We start from the raw sequence: 18,057 nt of genomic DNA on the forward strand, positions 1-18,057 counted from the left end.
CGGGCGCGGCGTCGCAGGAGGGGACCGCGCCCGGCACCGATATCGGGCTCGTCGCGGCCCGCAGGGCGCTCCGGGCCACCCCGTCCGACCACCGGCCGCTGACCACCGCGCCGTCTGTCGCCGCCTTCACACCGGGGGCGAACATCGCCGTCGGCGACGAGACCCCGTGGGGTATCGCCGCCGAACTGGCCGCGCTGCTGCCCGGCACCGGGACCGGCGGGTACGGCGCGGACAGCGCACCCGCCGATGTGCTCTCGGCGGCGGGGGAGCGCACGATCGTCGCGGTCGTCCGCGACGCCCACCGCCACCCGTGGATGACGGACGCGCTGGACGCGCTGCTCGCGGCCAGGCCCGACACCGTCGTGGTCGAGATGGGGGTCCCGCGGGCTCAGCCGCGCGGCGCGCTGTATCTGGCGACGCACGGCGCCGCCCGGGTCTGCGGGCGCGCGGCGGCCGAGTTCATCACGGGCGCGGGCGGGCGGTAACCCACCGGACCGAACACAGGGCGAGGGCCGAACACAGGGCGAGGGCCGGACACCCGCGGGGTGCCCGGCCCTCCTCCGTTCTCCGTACCGCTCCTACAGCCCCTGCCACTCGGGCTTGGATGCGTACGTGGCGCGGAAGTAGTCGGCCAGCTTCAGCTTGGACGCGGCCGCCTCGTCCACGACGACCGTGGCGTGCGGGTGCAGCTGGAGCGCGGAGGCGGGGACGACGGCGGCCACCGGCCCCTCGACGGTCTGCGCCACGGCCTCGGCCTTGCCCTCGCCGGTGGCGAGCAGCACCACGTGCCGGGCCTCCAGGATCGTCCCGATGCCCTGGGTGATGACGTGGTGCGGCACCTGGTCGATGTCACCGTCGAAGAACCGTGCGTTGTCGACCCGGGTCTGCTCGGTGAGCGTCTTGATGCGGGTACGGGAGGCCAGTGAGGAGCAGGGCTCGTTGAAACCTATGTGCCCGTCGGTGCCGATCCCCAGGAGCTGCAGGTCGACCCCGCCGGCCTCGGCGAGCGCCCTGTCGTACGCGGCGCAGGCGGCCGGGATGTCCTCGGCCGATCCGTCGGGACCCATGAAGGAGGCTTCGGTCAGCCCGAGCGGTTCGACGACCTCACGCAGCACCACCGAGCGGTACGACTCGGGGTGCCCGGCCGGCAGCCCCACGTACTCGTCGAGCTGGCAGATCCGGGCCCGCCCCGCGTCGACGGCCCGCGCGGCCACCTTGGCGACCAGTGCCTGGTAGACGGGCAGCGGGGTCGATCCGGTGGCGACACCGAGCAGAGCGTCGGGCTTGCGCCGCAGCAGGCCGGCCATGGCCTCCGCGATGGCTTCGCCGCCTGCCTTGGCGTCCGGGACGATGACAACTTCCACGCTGAGCCTGCCGATCTGGAGAGTGCGGAGATGTGGTATAGACCAATCTAGCAGAGCACGCCTCTCCGGTCGGCGGTTCCCCCTCATCCCATGGTCGGCCGAAGGCGCGCGGACCGCATGCGGGTCGAGCGCTGGGCGCGGGGGGCGCGGACACGCCCCCGGAAACGACTGCGGGCCGCGGCGCCGGTCCGGTCGGGACCCTCGGCCCGGCCGTACGGCACCGCAGCCCTCAGCTGCATCGGCCGTCAGGTGTGCGGTTCCCGGCGGCCGTGGGGAGGACTTGGCGCAGTCAGGGCAGAGAGCGCCGCGTACCTCGTCTCCACTCTCCTGTGCGGGGAGAGTGGAAGTCTTTGCACGCACATTGTGGACTAGACCATTCGCCGCTGTCCATGCGTACGACAGAAAGAATCCGGCGGGTACGCTCACTCACGTGCCCTCCATGAACGATCTCGTACGCCAGCACACCGCTCTGAGCGACACCGACCTCGAGTGGCTGCACCTGCTGGTTTCGGAGTGGCAGCTGCTCTCCGACCTGTCCTTCGCCGACCTGGTGCTGTGGGTGCCCACCCGCGACGGCACCCGCTATGTCTCCGTGGCGCAGATGCGGCCGAACACCGGCCCCACCTCCTACCAGGACGACATGGTCGGCCACCTCGTTCCGCGCGGCCGGCGTCCGCTGCTCGACGCCGCGCTCGACGAGGGGCGCATCGTGCGCGAGGGCGACCCGGAGTGGCGCGAGGAGGTGCCGGTGCGGGTCGAGTCCATTCCCGTACGCCGGGAGGGGCGGGTGCTCGGGGTGATCGCCCGCAACACCAATCTGCTCACCGTGCGCACCCCGTCGCGCCTCGAACTCACCTATCTCCAGTCGGCTTCCGACCTGGCCCAGATGATCGCCGCGGGGTCGTTCCCCTTCCCCGGCCAGCAGGTCGACATGGACGCGTCCCCCCGGGTCGGGGACGGGATGATCCGCCTCGACGCGGACGGTGTGGTGCTCTACGCGAGCCCCAACGGCCTCTCCGCCTACCACCGCCTCGGGCTCGCGTCCGACCTGGTGGGCCAGCACCTCGGCCAGCTGACCACCGACCTCGCCCCGTCCCGCGGCCCGGTCGACGAGGCCATGGTCAAACTGGCCAGCGGCTACGCGCCGAGGGAGACCGAGGTCGAGGGGAACGACGGGGTCATCCAGCTCCGCGCCATCCCGCTCTCCCCGAAGGGCACCCGGATCGGCTCGCTGGTACTGCTGCGCGACGTCACGGAACTGCGCCGCCGCGAGCGAGAGTTGATCACCAAGGACGCCACCATCCGGGAGATCCACCACCGGGTGAAGAACAACCTCCAGACGGTGGCGGCACTTCTGCGTCTGCAGGCCAGGCGGATGGACTCGGACCGCGGCAGGGAAGCGCTCAACGAGGCGGTGCGGCGGGTCGGTTCCATCGCGATCGTGCACGAGACGCTCTCGCAGAACCTGGACGAGCGCGTCGAGTTCGACGAGATCGCCGACCGGGTCATCGCGATGGTGTCCGAGATCTCACCCGGCAAGGTCGACTGCCGCCGTACGGGCCGCTTCGGCATCCTGGACGCCGAGGTCGCCACCCCGCTCGCCATGGTGCTGACTGAGGTCCTGCAGAACGCCCTGGAGCACGCCTTCGGGCCGGGCGAGCTGGGCACCGTCGAGGTCTCCGCCGTCCGTGGCGGGATGCGCGAGGACGCCAGGCTGCTCATCACGGTGCGGGACGACGGGCGCGGACTGCCCGAGGGCTTCGACGCGCAGACGGCGGGGAATCTGGGGCTGCAGATCGTACGGACGCTGGTGGAGGGGGAGTTGGGCGGCTCCTTCGACATGGTCCCGGCTCCGGCGCGCGGCACCCAGGTGGTGCTCGACATACCGGTACCGGCCGACACGTAGCCCCAGTCCGAACAAGGAAGCCCACGGACACAGCGATGAGCCCCGGACCGAAGTGGTCCGGGGCTCATCGCTGTGTATCTCTTATTGCGTGCGCATCGGGGGTACTGCGCGCTGCGTTTCGGGGGCGACGGTGGTGCGTACTCGCTGTACGCGCGCCGCCTGGCTCAAGCTCGTGAACAGGGTGGTCAGGCGGTCGCGTTACGCGCCCGGTTGCGAGCGGCACGGCGCTTCATCGCGCGGCGCTCGTCCTCACTGAGGCCACCCCAGACGCCGGAGTCCTGGCCGGACTCGAGCGCCCACTGCAGGCACTGCTCCATGACGGGGCAGCGGCGGCAGACGGCCTTGGCTTCCTCGATCTGCAGCAGCGCGGGACCGGTGTTGCCGATGGGGAAGAACAGCTCCGGGTCTTCCTCACGACAAACGGCGTTGTGACGCCAGTCCATGGCTGCTACCTCTCTTAGGGTGTTGCGTGCAGGTTGCTTGTGAATGTGAACGCTTTCACGAATCCCCCCGCAAGTGAAGGGCCGACTGCCAGATGACCTGGTTGCGGTCCTGTGTGTTGAGGAGGGGTTCTGGCTTTCAGGGAGGCCGGTGTTGCGGGCCGTCCCGAGCGCCATGTAGAGATTCGCAAACCTCGGCGGCGGATACAACCCCTTCTGGAAAGTTTTTTTTGATTCCTCGGTGTCGGCTAGGTCACAGCCGTACTTCCATGGGGTGGATCCCAGCCCAAACGTTCGAGTTAAAGGACTTTGGCCCCTTCCACTCACACAATCACACGCAGTGCACGGCGTACGCCTGTGAACGTCACGCTGGTACGCAGCCCCAGGTGGTCGCCGTCCATCTGAAAGGGGAGTCGGACCTTGGAATGCAAGGAGAAGTCCGTCAGATCGTGCAGCGAAACCGCGTGCTTTCCGTGGGGGCCCCGCTCGGGCGTCGAAGTGAGCAATTGAGTAGCGAAACGCGTCACATGAGCGGGTGACATTTTCGACAGTCCCAGCACATCGAGCGCGGTGTCGAAGGACGCCTCGGGGGAGGCGTACATCGGGCGATTGCCCAGGTAGGTATAGGGAGACGTGTTGCAGATTATGGACATCACGAGGTCCGTGACCGGGTCCTCCCCGGGGCGTTCCAGGGTGATCGCGCCATGCCTGCGGCTCGGCTCGTCGAGGAACTGGCGGACCACCTGACGCACATAGAGCGCGTGCGTGGACCGCTTTCCGCGTTCCCGCTGCTGTTCGACCCGGCCGACGACACCCGCGTCGAAACCGAGACCGGCACAGAACGTGAACCAGCGCGCGGGCACCCCCTCGTCCGCGGTGCCCGGAGTGCCGGCCGCCAGACCCAGGCCGACCGTCCGCTCGCGGCGCTCACGCAGCGCGTCCAGGAGGGCGCCGGTCGCCTCCACCGCGTCATTGGGCAGGCCGAGCGCACGGGCGAAGACATTGGTGGAGCCGCCGGGGACGACCGCCAGGCCGGGCAGTCTGTCGGGATCGGGGCCGTGATGGAGCAGTCCGTTGACCACCTCGTTGACCGTGCCGTCGCCGCCGAGGGCGACCACGAGGTCGATGTCGTCGCTCTCCGCGGCCCGTCTGCCCAGGTCGCGGGCGTGCCCGCGGTACTCGGTCGTGACGGCCTCCAGCTTCATCTCGCTGGCCAGGGCGTGGAGCAGTACGTCACGAGTGCGGGCACTGGTGGTGGTTGCTGCCGGATTGACCACGAGGAGTGCGCGCATGACCAGAAGATTACCTACCGCTTGGTACCGGGCCCAGCCCCGGCCTCGATCCGGGCCCCGGGGCGCCCGCTACTCTGCAGGGGTGAGTACCGACCAGACCGCAGAGCCCAGCGGACCCCGCCCCGCCCGTCTGACCGCCGCCGCGGCGCTGGCCGCGCTGGAGGGTGCGGCGATGGCCGCCGGGGGACTGTATGTGATCGGCAAGGGTGTGTTCGCCGACGGCGACAGCCCCGAGCAGTCGGTCCTGGCCGGTCTGACGCTGATCGTGCTCGCCCTGATCCCGCTGCTCGCGGCCCGCGGACTGCTGCTCCGCCGCAGCTGGAGCCGGGGCCCCGCGATCGTCACCCAGATCATCGCGCTGCCCGTGGCCTGGACGCTGCTCTCGGCGCAGGGTGTGCTGATTCCCGCGGGTGTGGTGCTCGCGGTGGTGGCCCTGGTGGCGCTCGTCCTGCTGGTGAACCCGACGACGGCCGAGGCGCTCGGTATCAGGAGCGCACGGGGGGCCTGAGCCGCACTGCCCCAGCCCCCCGGCTTCCGTCTACTCCTCGACCAGCAGGCGTTCCCGCAGCTGCGCCAGTGTCCTGGCGAGCAGCCGTGAGACATGCATCTGCGAGATCCCCACTTCCTGGGCGATCTGCGACTGGGTCATGTTCCCGAAGAACCGGAGCAGCAGGATCCGCTTTTCCCGTGGCGGCAGATCCTCCAGCAGAGGCTTGAGTGACTCCCGGTACTCGACGCCTTCCAGCGCCTCGTCCTCCGAGCCCAGGGTGTCCGCCACCGCCGGCGACTCGTCGTCCGTGTCGGGAACGTCCAGCGAGAGCGTCGAGTACGCGTTCGCGGATTCCAGGCCCTCCAGGACCTCTTCCTCCGAGATGCCGAGCCGCTCCGCCAGCTCATGGACCGTGGGCGCCCGGCCGTGCTGCTGGGAGAGCTCGGCCGTGGCCGTGGTCAGCGACAGCCGCAGCTCCTGGAGGCGGCGCGGCACCCGGACCGCCCAGCCCTTGTCGCGGAAGTGCCGCTTGATCTCGCCGACGACCGTCGGTGTCGCGTACGTGGAGAACTCCACCCCGCGGTCCGGGTCGAACCGGTCCACCGACTTGATCAGACCGATCGTGGCGACCTGCGTCAGGTCGTCCAGCGGCTCCCCGCGGTTGCGGAAGCGGCGGGCCAGATGTTCGACCAGCGGCAGATGCATCCGCACCAGCCTGTTGCGCAGTTCGGCCTTCTGGGGCGAGCCGTCCGGGAGCTCGCGCAGCTCGATGAAGAGCGCCCGCGCCCCGCTGCGGTCCCGCGGGTTGTGCTGCTCGTGGTGCTCGTGGTGCTGCTCGCTCATGAGGCCCGCCTGATCCGCCGACTCCAAAAGACCTTCCACCGGATGCGGCCGGGCCTGTTGCTCCGGGATGTCCCCCGTGCCCAGCGCCCGCGCGCTGCGCTCGTCGTCCCGCACCGGTCCGTCCCCGTTCACGCCGGTCCAGGTCCAGCGCCGCGCTGTTTGTACAGACTGATGCTGACCGTACGGTCATCGGCCACCGTCGACTCGACCTTGCCCGCGAGTGCCGAGAGCACCGTCCAGGCGAAGGTGTCGCGCTCCGGTGCACGGCCGTCCGTGGTGGGCGCGGACACCGTCACTTCGAGGGAGTCCTCGATGAGGCGGAAGACGCAGCTCAGTACGGAGCCCGGCACGGCCTGCTGAAGCAGGATCGCGCAGGCTTCGTCGACCGCGATGCGCAGATCCTCGATCTCGTCGAGCGTGAAGTCCAAGCGTGCTGCGAGGCCGGCCGTGGCCGTACGCAGCACCGACAGGTAGGCACCCGCAGCGGGCAGCCGGACTTCCACGAAGTCCTGGGTCCCGGGCTCGCCTGCGATCTGGGACACCCTCACCTCCAAGGTGGCACAAGCTCGTTCATGGTCGGGGAAATACTGCTCCCGCAACCGTGCGTGACATGGTCGCTTCCTGACGCCGTGACGCTATCGCGATCCAAGGTTCCCTGTCGCCAGGACCCCCACCCCACGACTGTCACTCATGGTAAGCCCATGAGTACATACGGTCGCCAGGGGTGTGCACATCCGATTGTGGCGCTGTGATTCTCCGGAATGTCCGGCGGCTCCGCGGGGTTCCCGGGATGCTTCGGCCAACTGGAAAGACGCAGCGAACGGTTGACGTACCCAGAGCTCAGACGATCGAACCGTCGACAAAGCACCACCGCCAGCTCTCTCCGGGCTCGAAGCTCCGCATCACCGCGTGCCCGGTCTCCTCGAAGTGCCCGGTGGCGTGCTGGTACGGGGACGAGTCGCAGCAGCCCACATGCCCGCAGGCCAGGCAGAGGCGCAGCTGTACGGGATGGCTCCCGATCGCCAGGCACTCGGGACAGGTGTCGCTCAACGGGGCCGGCTCGGGGCGCGGCAGTTCTGCAACATGCTGGCACTCGCTCATGATTGCCAGGTTACGACGGACCTGGACCGAGGGCGGGGAGACCCATGGACGCATTGCCGCTGGTGGCACTGGTGGCGGGCAGCGCGGCGGTGGCGGGCGTCGCACGCCGGACACCGGTGGCGGCGCCGCTGCTGCTGGTCGCCGTCGGGCTCGGCGCCGCGTATCTGCCGGGGGTGCCCGAGTACACCCTGGACCCGGGTGTCGTCCTGCCGCTGGTGCTGCCGCCGCTGCTCTACACGGCGGCCGTCGACTCCTCGTACCTGGATCTGCGGGCCAATCTGCGGCCCGTCGCGCTGCTCTCGGTCGGCTATGTGCTCTTCGCGACCGTCGTGGTGGGCTGGCTCGCCTATCTGATCGTGCCGGATCTGCCGCTCACCGCCGCCCTGGTCCTCGGCGCGGTGATCGCGCCGCCCGACGCGGTGGCGGCCACGGCCATCGCCCGGCGCCTCGGGCTGCCCTCCCGGCTCACGACGGTCCTCCAGGGCGAATCGCTCGTCAACGACGCGACCGCGATCACCGCCTACAAGGTGGCGCTGGCGGCCGCGGTGGGCGCCGGGGTCTCCTGGGCGGATGGGCTCGGTGAATTCGCACTGGCGTCGGTCGGCGGAATCGGTGTCGGCCTGGTCCTGATGGTGCCGCTGCACTGGCTGCGTACGCACCTCAGGGAAGCGCTGCTGCAGAACACCCTCTCGCTGCTCATTCCCTTCGTCGCCTATGCGGCGGCGGAGCGGGTGCACGCTTCGGGGGTGCTCGCCGTGGTCGTCGTCGCGCTCTATCTCGGACACCGTTCCTGGCAGGTCGACTTCGCCACCAGGCTGCAGGAGGAGGCCGTTTGGAAAATGGTCTCCTTCATTCTGGAATCGACGGTCTTCGCGCTGATCGGACTGCAATTGCCCTTTGTGCTGCGCGGACTCGGCACTTACGGGGGAGGGGAGGCCGCCTGGTATGCGGCCGCTGTTTTCGTCGTGGTCGTGGTGGTGCGCTTCGTCTGGGTCTTTCCGGCCACTTTCCTGCCGCGGGTGATCTCCAACAGGATCAGGGAACGCGAACCCGATACGGACTGGACCGCGCCGGTCGTCGTCGGCTGGGCCGGAATGCGCGGTGTGGTCTCGCTCGCCATCGCCTTCTCGATCCCGCTGACCGCACACGGCGCTCCGTTCCCCGCGCGGAATCTGGTGCTCTTCCTGACCTTCACGACGGTGATCGCCACCCTGGTCGTCCAGGGTCTTTCCCTGCCGCCGCTGATCCGGCTGCTGAGGATCCCGGGCCGGGACACACACGCCGAGACGCTCGCCGAGGCCCAGGCGCAGAACGAGGCGTCGCAGGCGGCCGAGAGACTGCTGAACTCGATGCTCGCCGACGAGGACAACGAGCTCCCCGAGCCGCTCGCCGACCGGTTGCGCACCGTGATGGCGCGGCGCAGGAACGCGGTCTGGGAGCGGCTCGGCACGGTGAACGAGCACACGGGCGAGAGCGCCGACGACACCTACCGGCGGCTCGCACGGGCGATGATCGGCGCCGAGCGCTCCGTCTTCGTCGAGCTGCGCGACCGGCGGCGTATCGACGACGAGCTGCTCAGGACGCTGCTGCGCAGGCTCGACCTGGAGGAGGCTGCGGCCTACCGCGAGGAGGAGGGGGACTGACTCCGATGACGTGGTGCGTCGCGGCGACTACCCCGGTGCGGTGGCGGGCCGGCCGGTGATGACGGCGGCCACCCGGGTGCCCGGCGGGAAGGCTCCGTCGGCGGCCAGCCGCGCCAGCCCGTACAGCATCTTCGCCACGTAGACGCGTTCGACCGGGATGCGGTGCAGCTCCTCGAACCCGGCGGCGAAGGCTTCGAGCTCCGGCGCCGTGCGCGCGTATCCACCGAAGTGGAAGCGGTCGTCGAGCCGCCAGTCACCGGTCCGCGCTCCGAAGGCGGCCTGCTGGAGCGACGCGACGTCGGCGGTGAGGAAGCCGCCCCTGAGGACGGGGATGCCGACGGCGCGCTGGCCGTCGGTGAGGCCGGCCGCGAGACCGGCGAGCGTGCCGCCGGTGCCGACGGCCACCGCGACGGTGTCGGCGAGCCCGTGCAGTTCCCGGCCGAGCGTGCGGCAGCCGTGTACGGCCGCGGTATTGCTGCCGCCCTCGGGGACGACGTACATCCCGGTGGTGTCGAGACCGGCCGGCAGGGCTTTGGCGCGGTAGGCCCGGCGGTCGACGAAGTACAGCCGCATGCCGTCGGCCGCGCACTGTGCGAGGGAGGGGTTGAGCGGGCGGTGGGCCAGCTCGTCCCCGCGTACGACGCCGATGGTCGGGAAGCCGAGCAGCCGGCCGGCGGCGGCGGTGGCCCGCAGATGGTTGGAGTACGCGCCGCCGAACGTCAGGACGGTCCGCCCGGCCGCGGCCGTCAGGTTGGGCGCGAGTTTCCGCCATTTGTTGCCCGGCAGATCCGGATGGATGAGGTCGTCACGTTTGAGCAGCAGCTGTACGCCGTGCCGGGTGAAGCGCTCGTCGTCGAGCGGTTCCAGCGGCGACGGCAGGAGCGGGCGCAGCCGGCCGGGGCCGAAGCCGGGGTCCTGGCCGGGGGCGGGAACCTGGCCGGGGCCGTGGACTGCAGGGGGCATGGGTCCATTGTCCGTCCCCGGCGTCCGGTGCGCCGCGGCCTCCCCCATCCCGCATCCCCCATCCGCCATCCCGCAGGGCCCCGTTCCCGCATCCGGTATCTCAGCCCTCGGCGAGCCAGAGGTCCGGGCCGAACACCTCGTAGTGGATGTCCGCGGCCCGTACGCCGCAGGCCAGCAGCTGGGCGCGGACGGAGCGCATGAAGGGCAGCGGCCCGCAGAGGTAGGCGCGGGTTCCCGGCGGCACGGGCAGCCCGCTCAGGTCGACGCGGCCGGTGCGGTCGGCCGGATGACCGGGCGCCGGGTGCTCGTACCAGAAGTGTGCGGCGGCGTCCGGCAGCTTCTCGGTGAGGAGGGCGTGTTCGGCGCGCAGGGCGTGGTCGGCAGGGGTGCGGTCGCCGTGCACGACGGTGACCTGGGCGGGGTGCCCGGTGTCCGCGAGGTGTTCGAGCATCGCGAGCATCGGGGTGCAGCCGATCCCGGCCGACGCGAGCAGGAGCGGGGCGCCCGCCGCGTCCGGGCCGATGACGAGATCGCCGTACGGGAGGGAGACCTGGAGCAGGTCGCCGGTCCGCACCCGCGTGTGCAGGTGGTGCGAGACCTCGCCGTCAGGGGCGGCGTCGTCGTGCACGCGCTTCACGGTGATCGAGTGGAGCCGGCCGCCGGGTGCGCCGGAGAGGCTGTACTGCCGGATCTGGCGGGCGCCATCGGGGAGCGGGACCTGGACGGACACGTACTGGCCGGGCCGGAAGTGCGGGGCGGGCGAGCCGTCGGCGGGGCGGAGCCTGAAGGTGGCGGTGTCGGCGGTCTCCTCGGTCCTGGACACCACTTCCCAGGTGTGCCAGACGTCCCCGGCGGCGACCTCACGCTCCGCGTACAGCCGGGCCTCCAGAGCGGTCAGGGCGTTGGCCATCAGCCAGTAGACCTCGTCCCAGGCGGCGGCGACCTCCGGGGTGACCGCGTCGCCCAGGACTTCGGCGATGGCGGCGAAGAGGTGAGTGTGCACGATGTCGTACTGGGCGGGCGTGATCCCGAGCGAGGCGTGTTTGTGGGCGATACGGCCGAGCATGACGTCCGGGCGGGTGTCCGGGGCCTCCACCAGCCGGGCGGCGAAGGCGGCGATGGAACCGGCGAGGGCCTGTCGCTGGGCTCCGGATGCCTGGTTGCCGCGGTTGAAGAGATCGCGCAGCAGGTCGGGGTGGGCGTCGAACAGCTTGCGGTAGAAGAGCCCGGTGATGTCCTCGATGGCGGCGCCGACGGCGGGGAGGGTGGCTCGGACGATATGGGTCGACGGCTCGCTGAGCATCGGTGACTCCTGGCTCTTGAACTGGTATATGAGATGCGTATTTTCGGGCGTGCGGGGCTGCGAGGGGTGCGGCGCTGTGAAGGGGGCGGGGCTGGGAGGGGTGCGGGCTGCGGGACTTGGTGGTGCTGACCGGGTCCGGTGCGGGCGTGGCGCGGGTGTGGTGTGGGGCTGTGCGCGTGGCGCCGGGGGGCAGAGGGAGCAGGGGGGGCGCCTCGGTCAGCTGCCGTCGGGGTGGCTGCCTATGCCGATCAGGAGGGGGCCGGTCGGGGAGGCGACCAGGTCGGTGACCGTGAGCGGGTCCAGTGACACGTAGAACGCCTCCTGCGCCCGGCGCAGGGCGCCGCGCAGCAGGCAGTCCGAGCGGAGCGGGCACGGGGTGGAGCCCTCGCACTCCACGACATCGCCGGGACCTTCGAGTTCGCGGACGAGTCCGCCCACGGAGGCGGAGCGGCCCGCTCCGGTGAGGCTGAGCCCGCCGCCGCGGCCCCGGCGCGCCTCGACCAGGCCGAGGTGCTGGAGGCGGGCGACGATCTTCGCCGCGTGGCTGTACGGCACCCGCATGGCCGCCGCGACCTCCTTGGTGGCCGGCGCCTCGCCTTCCTCCGTGACGGCGAGGCGCATCAGTACGCGCAGTGCCACGTCGGTGAATCTGGTCAGCCGCATGGGCGTCACGCTAGATAACTTGCACAAAAGATGCAAGTTCTGATCGTCCTGGACAACGAACGACAACGTGCCCACCCCAGAGCCCGATTAGTCACACCCTTTTGTGTAATGGCGCGCCGCCGGTCTCCGCTGAAAGGCTCTTCACGCACGTCAGTCGATGATCGAGAGGACGACAGATGTCCGTTGGTGAAGAGGTTCGCGACACGCAGGCACCGCCGCAGCAGAGTCTTGGCACGGCAGCTGCGCGGAACCTCGCAACGACCACCAAGTCCGCGCCGCAGATGCAGGAGATCACCTCACGGTGGCTGCTGAAGATGCTTCCGTGGGTCCAGGTACAGGGTGGTACGTACCGGGTGAACCGGCGGCTGAGTTACTCGGTCGGTGACGGCCGGGTGACGTTTGTCCAGACCGGCGACCGCGTGCAGGTGATCCCGGCCGAGCTGGGTGAGCTGCCGGCCCTGCGGGACTACGCGGACGAGGCGGCCCTGACCGAGCTGGCGCAGCGTTGCACCCAGCGGGAGTTCGCGGAGGGCGATGTGCTGGCCGCCGCGGGTGACACGGCGGACCGGGTGTTCCTGCTGGCCCACGGCAGGGTGCAGAAGATCGGCACAGGGCCATACGGGGACGAGACCGTCCTGGGATCGCTGGCCGACGGGGCGTACTTCGGAGATCAGGCACTGCTGGACGAGGGGGCCACCTGGGAGTACACGGCCCGCGCCGACACCGCGTGCGTCGCACTGGAGTTGACCAGGGCGGATGTGCTGAACCTCGCGGAGCGCGCCGATTCGCTGCGGCAGCATCTCGCAGGGGTGGCCTCGCTGCCCGCACAGCGCACGAACAGTTACGGCGAAGCGGCCATCGACCTCTCGGCGGGCCACAGCGGCGAGGCGCTCGTGCCGAACACATACGTCGACTACGAGGGCGCGCCCCGCGAGTACGAACTGAGCGTCGCCCAGACCGTGCTGAAGGTCCACAGCAGGGTCGCCGATCTCTACAACCAGCCGATGAACCAGACCGAGCACCAGTTGCGGCTGACCGTCGAGGCGCTGCGTGAGCGCCAGGAGCACGAACTGGTCAACAACCGCGAGTTCGGCCTGCTCAACAACTGCGACTACGGCCAGCGGCTGCAGCCGCACGACGGGGTGCCGAGCCCGGACGACATGGACGAACTGCTGTCGCGCCGGCGCGGATCGAAGCTCTTCATCGCGCACCCGAAGGCCATCGCCGCGTTCGGCCGCGAGTGCAACAAGCGTGGTCTGGTGCCGGAGAGTGTCGATGTCGGCGGCCAGCATGTGCCGGCCTGGCGCGGGGTGCCGATCTTCCCGTGCAACAAGATCCCGGTCAGTGACGCCCGCACCACGTCGATCATCTGCATGAGGACCGGAGAGGCCGAACAGGGCGTCATCGGGCTCCAGCAGAGCGGCATCCCCGACGAGATCGAGCCCAGCCTGTCGGTCCGCTTCATGGGGATCGACGAGAAGGCGATCATCTCCTATCTGGTGACGGCCTACTACTCCGCGGCTGTCCTGGTGCCGGACGCGCTCGGCGTGCTGGAGAACGTCGAAGTCAGCCGCTGGCGGTGAGGTGGCGTCCCGGACGGGCGGGCCCGGACGGCGGTCAGGCTGCCGCGGGGACCGGCGCGTCCGGGGCGTCCATGGCGACCACGCCGTACGCACGCCGCAGAGGAAGTGACCATGACCATGACCAGAACGGACGCCGCGACCGAGGGACATGAGGCCGCAGCGCTCCTGGAACGCACCCGCACCGTCGTCGACCCGGAACTCCGCTCCGCGCTGGAGTCCCTGCCAGGCCCCATGCGGAACATCGGGATGTACCACTTCGGCTGGGAGCAGCCGGACGGCTCGCCGGCCGCGGAACAGGCGGGGAAGGCGATCAGACCCGCGCTGGTCCTCGCCGCGGTCCAGGCGCTGAACGGAGACCTGCGGCAGGCGGTACGGGCAGCCACCGCAGTGGAGTTGGTGCACAACTTCACGCTGCTGCACGACGACGTCATCGACCGGGACGCCACCCGGAGGCACCGGGCGACCGCCTGGACGGTCTTCGGCATACCCGACGCGATCATAGCCGGGGACGCGATGCAGGCACTGGCCCTGCGGCTGCTCGCCGATGACCCCCATCCCGCGGCGCAGGCTGCCGCCGGGCGGCTCGCCGCCTGTGTCATCGAGCTCTGCGCGGGCCAGCAGGCGGACTGCGCCTTCGAGGCCCGCACAGAGGTCTCCCTCGACGAGTGCCTGACCATGGCCGAGGCCAAGACAGGCGCGCTGCTCGGCTGTGCCTGCGCGATGGGCGCGCTCTACTCGGGCGCGGGGCCGGAAGAGGCGGCGGCGATGGACGCGTTCGGCCGGGAGGCCGGGCTCGCCTTTCAGCTGATCGACGATCTGATCGGCATCTGGGGCGAGCCGTCCCACACCGGGAAACCGGCCGGTGCTGATCTCGCCGCCCACAAGAAGTCGCTGCCGGTGGTGGCGGCGCTGAGCTCGGGCACCGCTGCGGGGGCTGAGCTGGCTGAGCTGTACCGCGGCCCGCTCGACGCGGACGGCATCAGGCGGGCGGCCGACGCGGTCGACCGGGCCGGCGGCCGGGACTGGGCGCAGGCCGAGGCGGCCGACCGGATGGCCAGAGCCATCGGCCATCTCTCCCGGGCGGTCCCCGATCTGGCGGCGGCGGGAGGACTGCTCTCCCTCGCGGAGTATGTGACGCGGCGCAGCCGCTGAGCCGCACCGCTCCGCTCCGCGCAGCCGCTGAGCCGCACTACCCCGCGCAGCCGCCGCACCGCACCGCCCATGGTCGGGTCCTGTCAACTCTAGGATCACGTCAGCGAGTTATGGATGGACAGTCGTTCATTCATCGGCCGAGCGACGTGAACGGCGAGAGAAGAGGGACCGGACCATGGGTGTGGCGATACGACAGGCGGGCGAGGCGGACCGCGAGGTGCTCGTACGGCTTCTCGACGAGTCCTTCATGCAGGACCCGGTGAGCACCTGGGTGTTCCCCGACGAGGCGCACCGCAGGGATGTGCACGGCAAGTTCCTCGGGGTCTTCATCGATGTGGCCCTCGCCGAGGGCCGGGTCGACCTCACCGAGGACCACACGGCGATGGCTCTCTGGCTCGACATCCCCGCCGGTGTGCCGGAGGGAGAGGACGACACACCGGCCCGGATGCGGGAGACGGCCGACCCGGAGAATGAACGGGCCGAGCTGGTGGGGAGGTTGATGGGTGAGGTCCATCCGCACGACCGGGCGCATGCCTACCTGCTGATGATCGGGGTGAAACCGGAGCGGCAGGGCGAGGGTCTGGGCACCGAGCTGATGGCTCCCGTACTGGAACGCTGCGACCGCGAAGGGATTCCGGCCTATCTGGAGGCCAGCAGCGCGCGCAGCCGAGTGCTGTACGAGCGGCTGGGGTTCGTGTTCATGGGTACCGCGGTCCAGCTGCCCGACGGCCCGCGGATGTGGCCGATGTGGCGTGAGCCGCGCGGCTGATCCGCTGGCGGGCCGGTCCGCGACGGGTCGCCGCGGCCGACGGGCCTGGCGGCGACGGCAGGTGCGGCCCGGCCGGGGGCGGGTGGCTCACTCGTTCGGTGGCGCGTCCGGTCACTCGTATGTGCACTCGTACGTGCGCTCGCCGGGTGGCACGGGAGGGGAGGACGGGGCCGGGCGGGGCCTGTCGGGCCGTCAGGAAGGGGATTCCGGGGGTCAAGTGCACCAGGAACCAGTAATTCCGGACTTGATCACTCTTGGTGACGCCGGGCTGGTGACGGCGCTACAGTCGCGCTCATGACACCACAGTCATGGGCCGGCTGGTACCGGGACAGCCATGGATCAGATGCCCTAGTGATCAGCGCAGTAGAGCGTCAACTCCGCACCCGGATCAGGGGAGTCGACTATGCGGGAGATTCGTTCGACTCGTTCGCCCCGGTGGGTGACGGGCCGGAGGGGGCCGAGCCGTTGAGCGACTGCGTCCTGGAGTGGGACATGCCGCTCCCGGTTGTCGCCGACGACAGTACGGCCCACCAGGCCACACTGAGTTGCCTGTTGGCCCTGCGCCGCCCGGCCACCGATCTCGGGGTCACGCTGCACTACGGCGGCACGAGCTATGTATCGGGCAATGACCAGGGCGACTTCGGCGCCGCGGTCGCCCTGATCCAGGAACAACTCCCGCCCGGCTCGATCCTCCAGGCCCCCTTCGCCGCAGCCGTGTAGCCCACGGCTGCGCGGTTCGCAGTCGGCCGGCCTCCACCAGTGGCCGGCCGACTGCGCTGTTCGAAGCCGGTGAGGAGCCACTGTTCTGCCGTCCCCTTGACGCCTTCTCCTCTCATTGTTCTACTTGGATGCGAACAATTGAAGAAACGTCGGAGGTTCCGACAGCGGATCCGACAGGGGGATCGGCAGAAGAATCGACAGCAGAACCGGCAGAAGAACCGCCAGAAGAACCGCCAGGAGAGGCACGGGGGAATCGATGAGGGAAACGATGGGGCACGGCCGTATCAGGCGCGCGACAGTCGCCGGGCTGCCCTTCCTGCTGGCCTACGTCGTGGACCTGGTGGTCTTCATACGGCTGCGGGACCGGCTGCCGTACCGCTTGGCCAGCCACTTCGGCAGCAGCGGCCGCCCGGACGACACCGCGGGCCACCTGGAGTACGTCCTGGTCACCACCGCCCTGCTGATCGGCCTTGGCGTGCTCTGGATGCTGATCGCCCGCGGGGTGCGGTCCCTGATCGTCATGGGCTGGGTGCTCGCCGGCATCGTCGGTGCCCTGATGGCCGAGGTCCTGTACGCCAACCTCCACACCCCGGCCGTGTTCCCCTTCTGGCGGGTCGCCATCGGTGCCGGGGTGGGGGCGGTGGCCGGCGGGGCCGGTTGGTGGACGGCCCGTTTCGCGCCCTCGCTGCCGGCCCCGCCCGCGGAGGGGCCCGTCGAGCGGATCGACCTCGGGGCCGGTGAGACGGCGGGCTGGGCACGCCACGCCGGCGCCCGCCCACTGCTGGTGCTCACGGTGGCCGTCGTCGTCACCGGGGCCGTGCTGCTCGCGGTCTCCGGCTGGCAGGACGCCGTGGGCCCGGTCGCGGTGGGCCTGGTGCTGATGGTCTTCGCCAGGCCGTACGTCACCGTGGACCGCAGGGGCCTCACCGTCTCCACGGGCCGGCTGCCCTGGCCGCGTATCCGGGTGCCGCTGGGCGAGATCGAGCAGGCGACCAGCCGCGACATCAATGCCCTGAAGGACTTCGGCGGCTGGGGCTACCGGGTCCGGGCGGGCCGCTCGGGGCTCATCCTCCGCTCGGGTGAGGCCATCGTGGTCCGGCGCAGGAACGGCCGCGACTTCGCCGTCACCATCGACGGCTCCGCCGACGCCGCCGCGCTGCTCAACACCCTGGCCGAGCGGCAGGCGACCCGCTGATGCTCTTCCGGATCGACCCGTCATCCGCGATCCCGCTGGGGGACCAGATCGCCGCCAGTGTCCGGGGCGCCGTGGCGGACGGCCGGGTGGCGGCGGGAGAGCGGCTGCCCGCCGCCCGCGTCCTCGCGGACACGCTCGGCGTCAATGTCCATACGGTGCTGCGCGGTTACCAGCGGCTGCGCGAGGAGGGCCTGATCGAACTGCGCCGGGGGAGGGGCGCGGTGGTAGTCGGCGGGCCGTCCCAGGCGCGGGCGCGACTGCTCGTACGGGTGCGGGAGCTCGCGGCGGAGGCGAAGGGGCTCGGCCTCACGGACGAGGCCGTGCTGGCACTCGTACGCGAGGCGCTGTGAGGCTGCGAGCCGACAACCGAACCTGATGGTCTCAGTGCAGGTGGCCAATCAGGGGCGGGGGTGGTCCGCGCGGCTCTCGAAGGGCATCCGGAGAGGCTGCTCAGGGCAACAGGTCTGCCCTGCCGCCTGGTGACAAGGCACTATGCCGCTGAGTAGTGTCCGGCGCGTGAGCATCTGGACCTCTCTGGAGCCTGCGTCCACCACCGTGGACCCCGGCAGTACGGCCACCGTGCGGCTACGGCTGCGCAACACGGGCGACGTCGTCGACGAGTACCGGTGC

Annotated in this window: 18 protein-coding genes and 1 pseudogene; 10 read left to right on the plus strand and 9 right to left on the minus strand. The window is 70.5% G+C overall.

The window, feature by feature from the left end; genetic code table 11:
- Positions 1 to 485, plus strand: a pseudogene (locus G3I19_RS23890) (glycoside hydrolase family 3 protein); the annotation flags it as partial.
- Between the two features lie 93 nt (positions 486 to 578).
- Here the strand turns inward: G3I19_RS23890 and nagB are convergent.
- On the minus strand, positions 579 to 1,364 hold the full coding sequence (nagB, locus tag G3I19_RS23895) for a glucosamine-6-phosphate deaminase (RefSeq protein ID WP_164265747.1): 786 nt from the start codon (positions 1,362 to 1,364) through the stop codon (positions 579 to 581).
- A 439-nt stretch (positions 1,365 to 1,803) separates the two neighbouring features.
- Here nagB and G3I19_RS23900 point away from each other — a divergent pair, with 439 nt between their 5' ends.
- A complete protein-coding gene (locus G3I19_RS23900) occupies positions 1,804 to 3,270 on the plus strand; it encodes a PAS domain-containing sensor histidine kinase (RefSeq protein WP_164265761.1) in 1,467 nt (488 codons plus the stop codon).
- Positions 3,271 to 3,455: 185 nt separating this feature from the next.
- Here the strand turns inward: G3I19_RS23900 and G3I19_RS23905 are convergent, their stop codons facing one another.
- Together G3I19_RS23905 and G3I19_RS23910 are read right to left on the minus strand one after the other, a co-directional pair.
- Entirely contained in the window at positions 3,456 to 3,713 is a 258-nt protein-coding gene (locus G3I19_RS23905; protein ID WP_004937597.1) for a WhiB family transcriptional regulator, read from the minus strand.
- Positions 3,714 to 4,033: 320 nt separating this feature from the next.
- The gene (locus G3I19_RS23910; protein ID WP_164265748.1) at positions 4,034 to 5,002 is read right to left on the minus strand and encodes a diacylglycerol kinase family protein; all 969 of its coding nucleotides are present in this window, start codon (positions 5,000 to 5,002) and stop codon (positions 4,034 to 4,036) included.
- A gap of 82 nt (positions 5,003 to 5,084) precedes the next feature.
- Here G3I19_RS23910 and G3I19_RS23915 point away from each other — a divergent pair, with 82 nt between their 5' ends.
- Complete coding sequence (locus tag G3I19_RS23915; protein WP_164265749.1) at positions 5,085 to 5,510, plus strand: hypothetical protein; 426 nt, start codon at positions 5,085 to 5,087, stop codon at positions 5,508 to 5,510.
- A gap of 30 nt (positions 5,511 to 5,540) precedes the next feature.
- Here the strand turns inward: G3I19_RS23915 and G3I19_RS23920 are convergent, their stop codons facing one another.
- The 3 genes from G3I19_RS23920 to G3I19_RS23930 all read right to left on the minus strand — a co-directional run bounded on the left by G3I19_RS23920 (position 5,541) and on the right by G3I19_RS23930 (position 7,436).
- Complete coding sequence (locus G3I19_RS23920) at positions 5,541 to 6,404, minus strand: RNA polymerase sigma factor SigF (protein ID WP_343235190.1); 864 nt, start codon at positions 6,402 to 6,404, stop codon at positions 5,541 to 5,543.
- Positions 6,405 to 6,463: 59 nt separating this feature from the next.
- Entirely contained in the window at positions 6,464 to 6,877 is a 414-nt protein-coding gene (locus G3I19_RS23925; protein WP_164265750.1) for an anti-sigma regulatory factor, read from the minus strand.
- 298 nt (positions 6,878 to 7,175) lie between these two features.
- Positions 7,176 to 7,436, minus strand: a complete 261-nt coding sequence (locus tag G3I19_RS23930) for a UBP-type zinc finger domain-containing protein (RefSeq protein WP_164265751.1) — start codon at positions 7,434 to 7,436, stop codon at positions 7,176 to 7,178.
- A 44-nt stretch (positions 7,437 to 7,480) separates the two neighbouring features.
- On the opposite strand from G3I19_RS23930, the gene G3I19_RS23935 reads away from it, so the two are divergent.
- The gene (locus tag G3I19_RS23935) at positions 7,481 to 9,079 is read left to right on the plus strand and encodes a Na+/H+ antiporter (RefSeq protein WP_164265752.1); all 1,599 of its coding nucleotides are present in this window, start codon (positions 7,481 to 7,483) and stop codon (positions 9,077 to 9,079) included.
- A 27-nt stretch (positions 9,080 to 9,106) separates the two neighbouring features.
- Here the strand turns inward: G3I19_RS23935 and G3I19_RS23940 are convergent, their stop codons facing one another.
- The 3 genes from G3I19_RS23940 to G3I19_RS23950 all read right to left on the minus strand — a co-directional run bounded on the left by G3I19_RS23940 (position 9,107) and on the right by G3I19_RS23950 (position 12,008).
- The gene (locus tag G3I19_RS23940) at positions 9,107 to 10,042 is read right to left on the minus strand and encodes a pyridoxal-phosphate dependent enzyme (protein WP_164265753.1); all 936 of its coding nucleotides are present in this window, start codon (positions 10,040 to 10,042) and stop codon (positions 9,107 to 9,109) included.
- 100 nt (positions 10,043 to 10,142) lie between these two features.
- A complete protein-coding gene (locus G3I19_RS23945; RefSeq protein ID WP_164265754.1) occupies positions 10,143 to 11,345 on the minus strand; it encodes a globin domain-containing protein in 1,203 nt (400 codons plus the stop codon).
- Positions 11,346 to 11,561: 216 nt separating this feature from the next.
- Positions 11,562 to 12,008, minus strand: coding sequence for an Rrf2 family transcriptional regulator (locus tag G3I19_RS23950; protein WP_164265755.1), 447 nt, complete (start codon positions 12,006 to 12,008; stop codon positions 11,562 to 11,564).
- A gap of 176 nt (positions 12,009 to 12,184) precedes the next feature.
- Here G3I19_RS23950 and G3I19_RS23955 point away from each other — a divergent pair, with 176 nt between their 5' ends.
- From G3I19_RS23955 to G3I19_RS23980, 6 genes are all read left to right on the plus strand, one after another.
- Positions 12,185 to 13,591, plus strand: coding sequence for a family 2B encapsulin nanocompartment shell protein (locus G3I19_RS23955; protein WP_164265756.1), 1,407 nt, complete (start codon positions 12,185 to 12,187; stop codon positions 13,589 to 13,591).
- A gap of 111 nt (positions 13,592 to 13,702) precedes the next feature.
- Positions 13,703 to 14,743, plus strand: a complete 1,041-nt coding sequence (locus G3I19_RS23960; protein ID WP_164265757.1) for a family 2 encapsulin nanocompartment cargo protein polyprenyl transferase — start codon at positions 13,703 to 13,705, stop codon at positions 14,741 to 14,743.
- A gap of 175 nt (positions 14,744 to 14,918) precedes the next feature.
- Positions 14,919 to 15,512: a GNAT family N-acetyltransferase gene (locus G3I19_RS23965; RefSeq protein WP_164265758.1), complete on the plus strand. Its 594-nt coding sequence runs from the start codon at positions 14,919 to 14,921 to the stop codon at positions 15,510 to 15,512.
- A gap of 294 nt (positions 15,513 to 15,806) precedes the next feature.
- The gene (locus G3I19_RS23970; protein ID WP_164265759.1) at positions 15,807 to 16,232 is read left to right on the plus strand and encodes a DUF6304 family protein; all 426 of its coding nucleotides are present in this window, start codon (positions 15,807 to 15,809) and stop codon (positions 16,230 to 16,232) included.
- Between the two features lie 256 nt (positions 16,233 to 16,488).
- A complete protein-coding gene (locus tag G3I19_RS23975; RefSeq protein WP_239074756.1) occupies positions 16,489 to 17,427 on the plus strand; it encodes a DUF1648 domain-containing protein in 939 nt (312 codons plus the stop codon).
- A complete protein-coding gene (locus G3I19_RS23980) occupies positions 17,427 to 17,777 on the plus strand; it encodes a GntR family transcriptional regulator (protein ID WP_164265760.1) in 351 nt (116 codons plus the stop codon). Before G3I19_RS23975 ends, G3I19_RS23980 begins: the two co-directional genes overlap by 1 nt.
- The last annotated feature ends 280 nt before the right edge of the window (positions 17,778 to 18,057 follow it).

Source organism: Streptomyces sp. SID10853 (genome assembly GCF_010548145.1).
Lineage (GTDB): Bacteria > Actinomycetota > Actinomycetes > Streptomycetales > Streptomycetaceae > Streptomyces.

Coding starts and splice junctions, on each gene's coding strand:
- G3I19_RS23900 (WP_164265761.1), top strand. CDS start 1,804: ATGAACGATCTCGTACGCCAGCACACCGCTCTGAGCGACACCGACCTC.
- G3I19_RS23905 (WP_004937597.1), bottom strand. CDS start 3,713: ATGGACTGGCGTCACAACGCCGTTTGTCGTGAGGAAGACCCGGAGCTG.
- G3I19_RS23910 (WP_164265748.1), bottom strand. CDS start 5,002: ATGCGCGCACTCCTCGTGGTCAATCCGGCAGCAACCACCACCAGTGCC.
- G3I19_RS23930 (WP_164265751.1), bottom strand. CDS start 7,436: ATGAGCGAGTGCCAGCATGTTGCAGAACTGCCGCGCCCCGAGCCGGCC.
- G3I19_RS23935 (WP_164265752.1), top strand. CDS start 7,481: ATGGACGCATTGCCGCTGGTGGCACTGGTGGCGGGCAGCGCGGCGGTG.
- G3I19_RS23940 (WP_164265753.1), bottom strand. CDS start 10,042: ATGCCCCCTGCAGTCCACGGCCCCGGCCAGGTTCCCGCCCCCGGCCAG.
- G3I19_RS23945 (WP_164265754.1), bottom strand. CDS start 11,345: ATGCTCAGCGAGCCGTCGACCCATATCGTCCGAGCCACCCTCCCCGCC.
- G3I19_RS23950 (WP_164265755.1), bottom strand. CDS start 12,008: ATGCGGCTGACCAGATTCACCGACGTGGCACTGCGCGTACTGATGCGC.
- G3I19_RS23955 (WP_164265756.1), top strand. CDS start 12,185: ATGTCCGTTGGTGAAGAGGTTCGCGACACGCAGGCACCGCCGCAGCAG.
- G3I19_RS23960 (WP_164265757.1), top strand. CDS start 13,703: ATGACCATGACCAGAACGGACGCCGCGACCGAGGGACATGAGGCCGCA.
- G3I19_RS23965 (WP_164265758.1), top strand. CDS start 14,919: ATGGGTGTGGCGATACGACAGGCGGGCGAGGCGGACCGCGAGGTGCTC.
- G3I19_RS23970 (WP_164265759.1), top strand. CDS start 15,807: ATGACACCACAGTCATGGGCCGGCTGGTACCGGGACAGCCATGGATCA.
- G3I19_RS23975 (WP_239074756.1), top strand. CDS start 16,489: ATGAGGGAAACGATGGGGCACGGCCGTATCAGGCGCGCGACAGTCGCC.
- G3I19_RS23980 (WP_164265760.1), top strand. CDS start 17,427: ATGCTCTTCCGGATCGACCCGTCATCCGCGATCCCGCTGGGGGACCAG.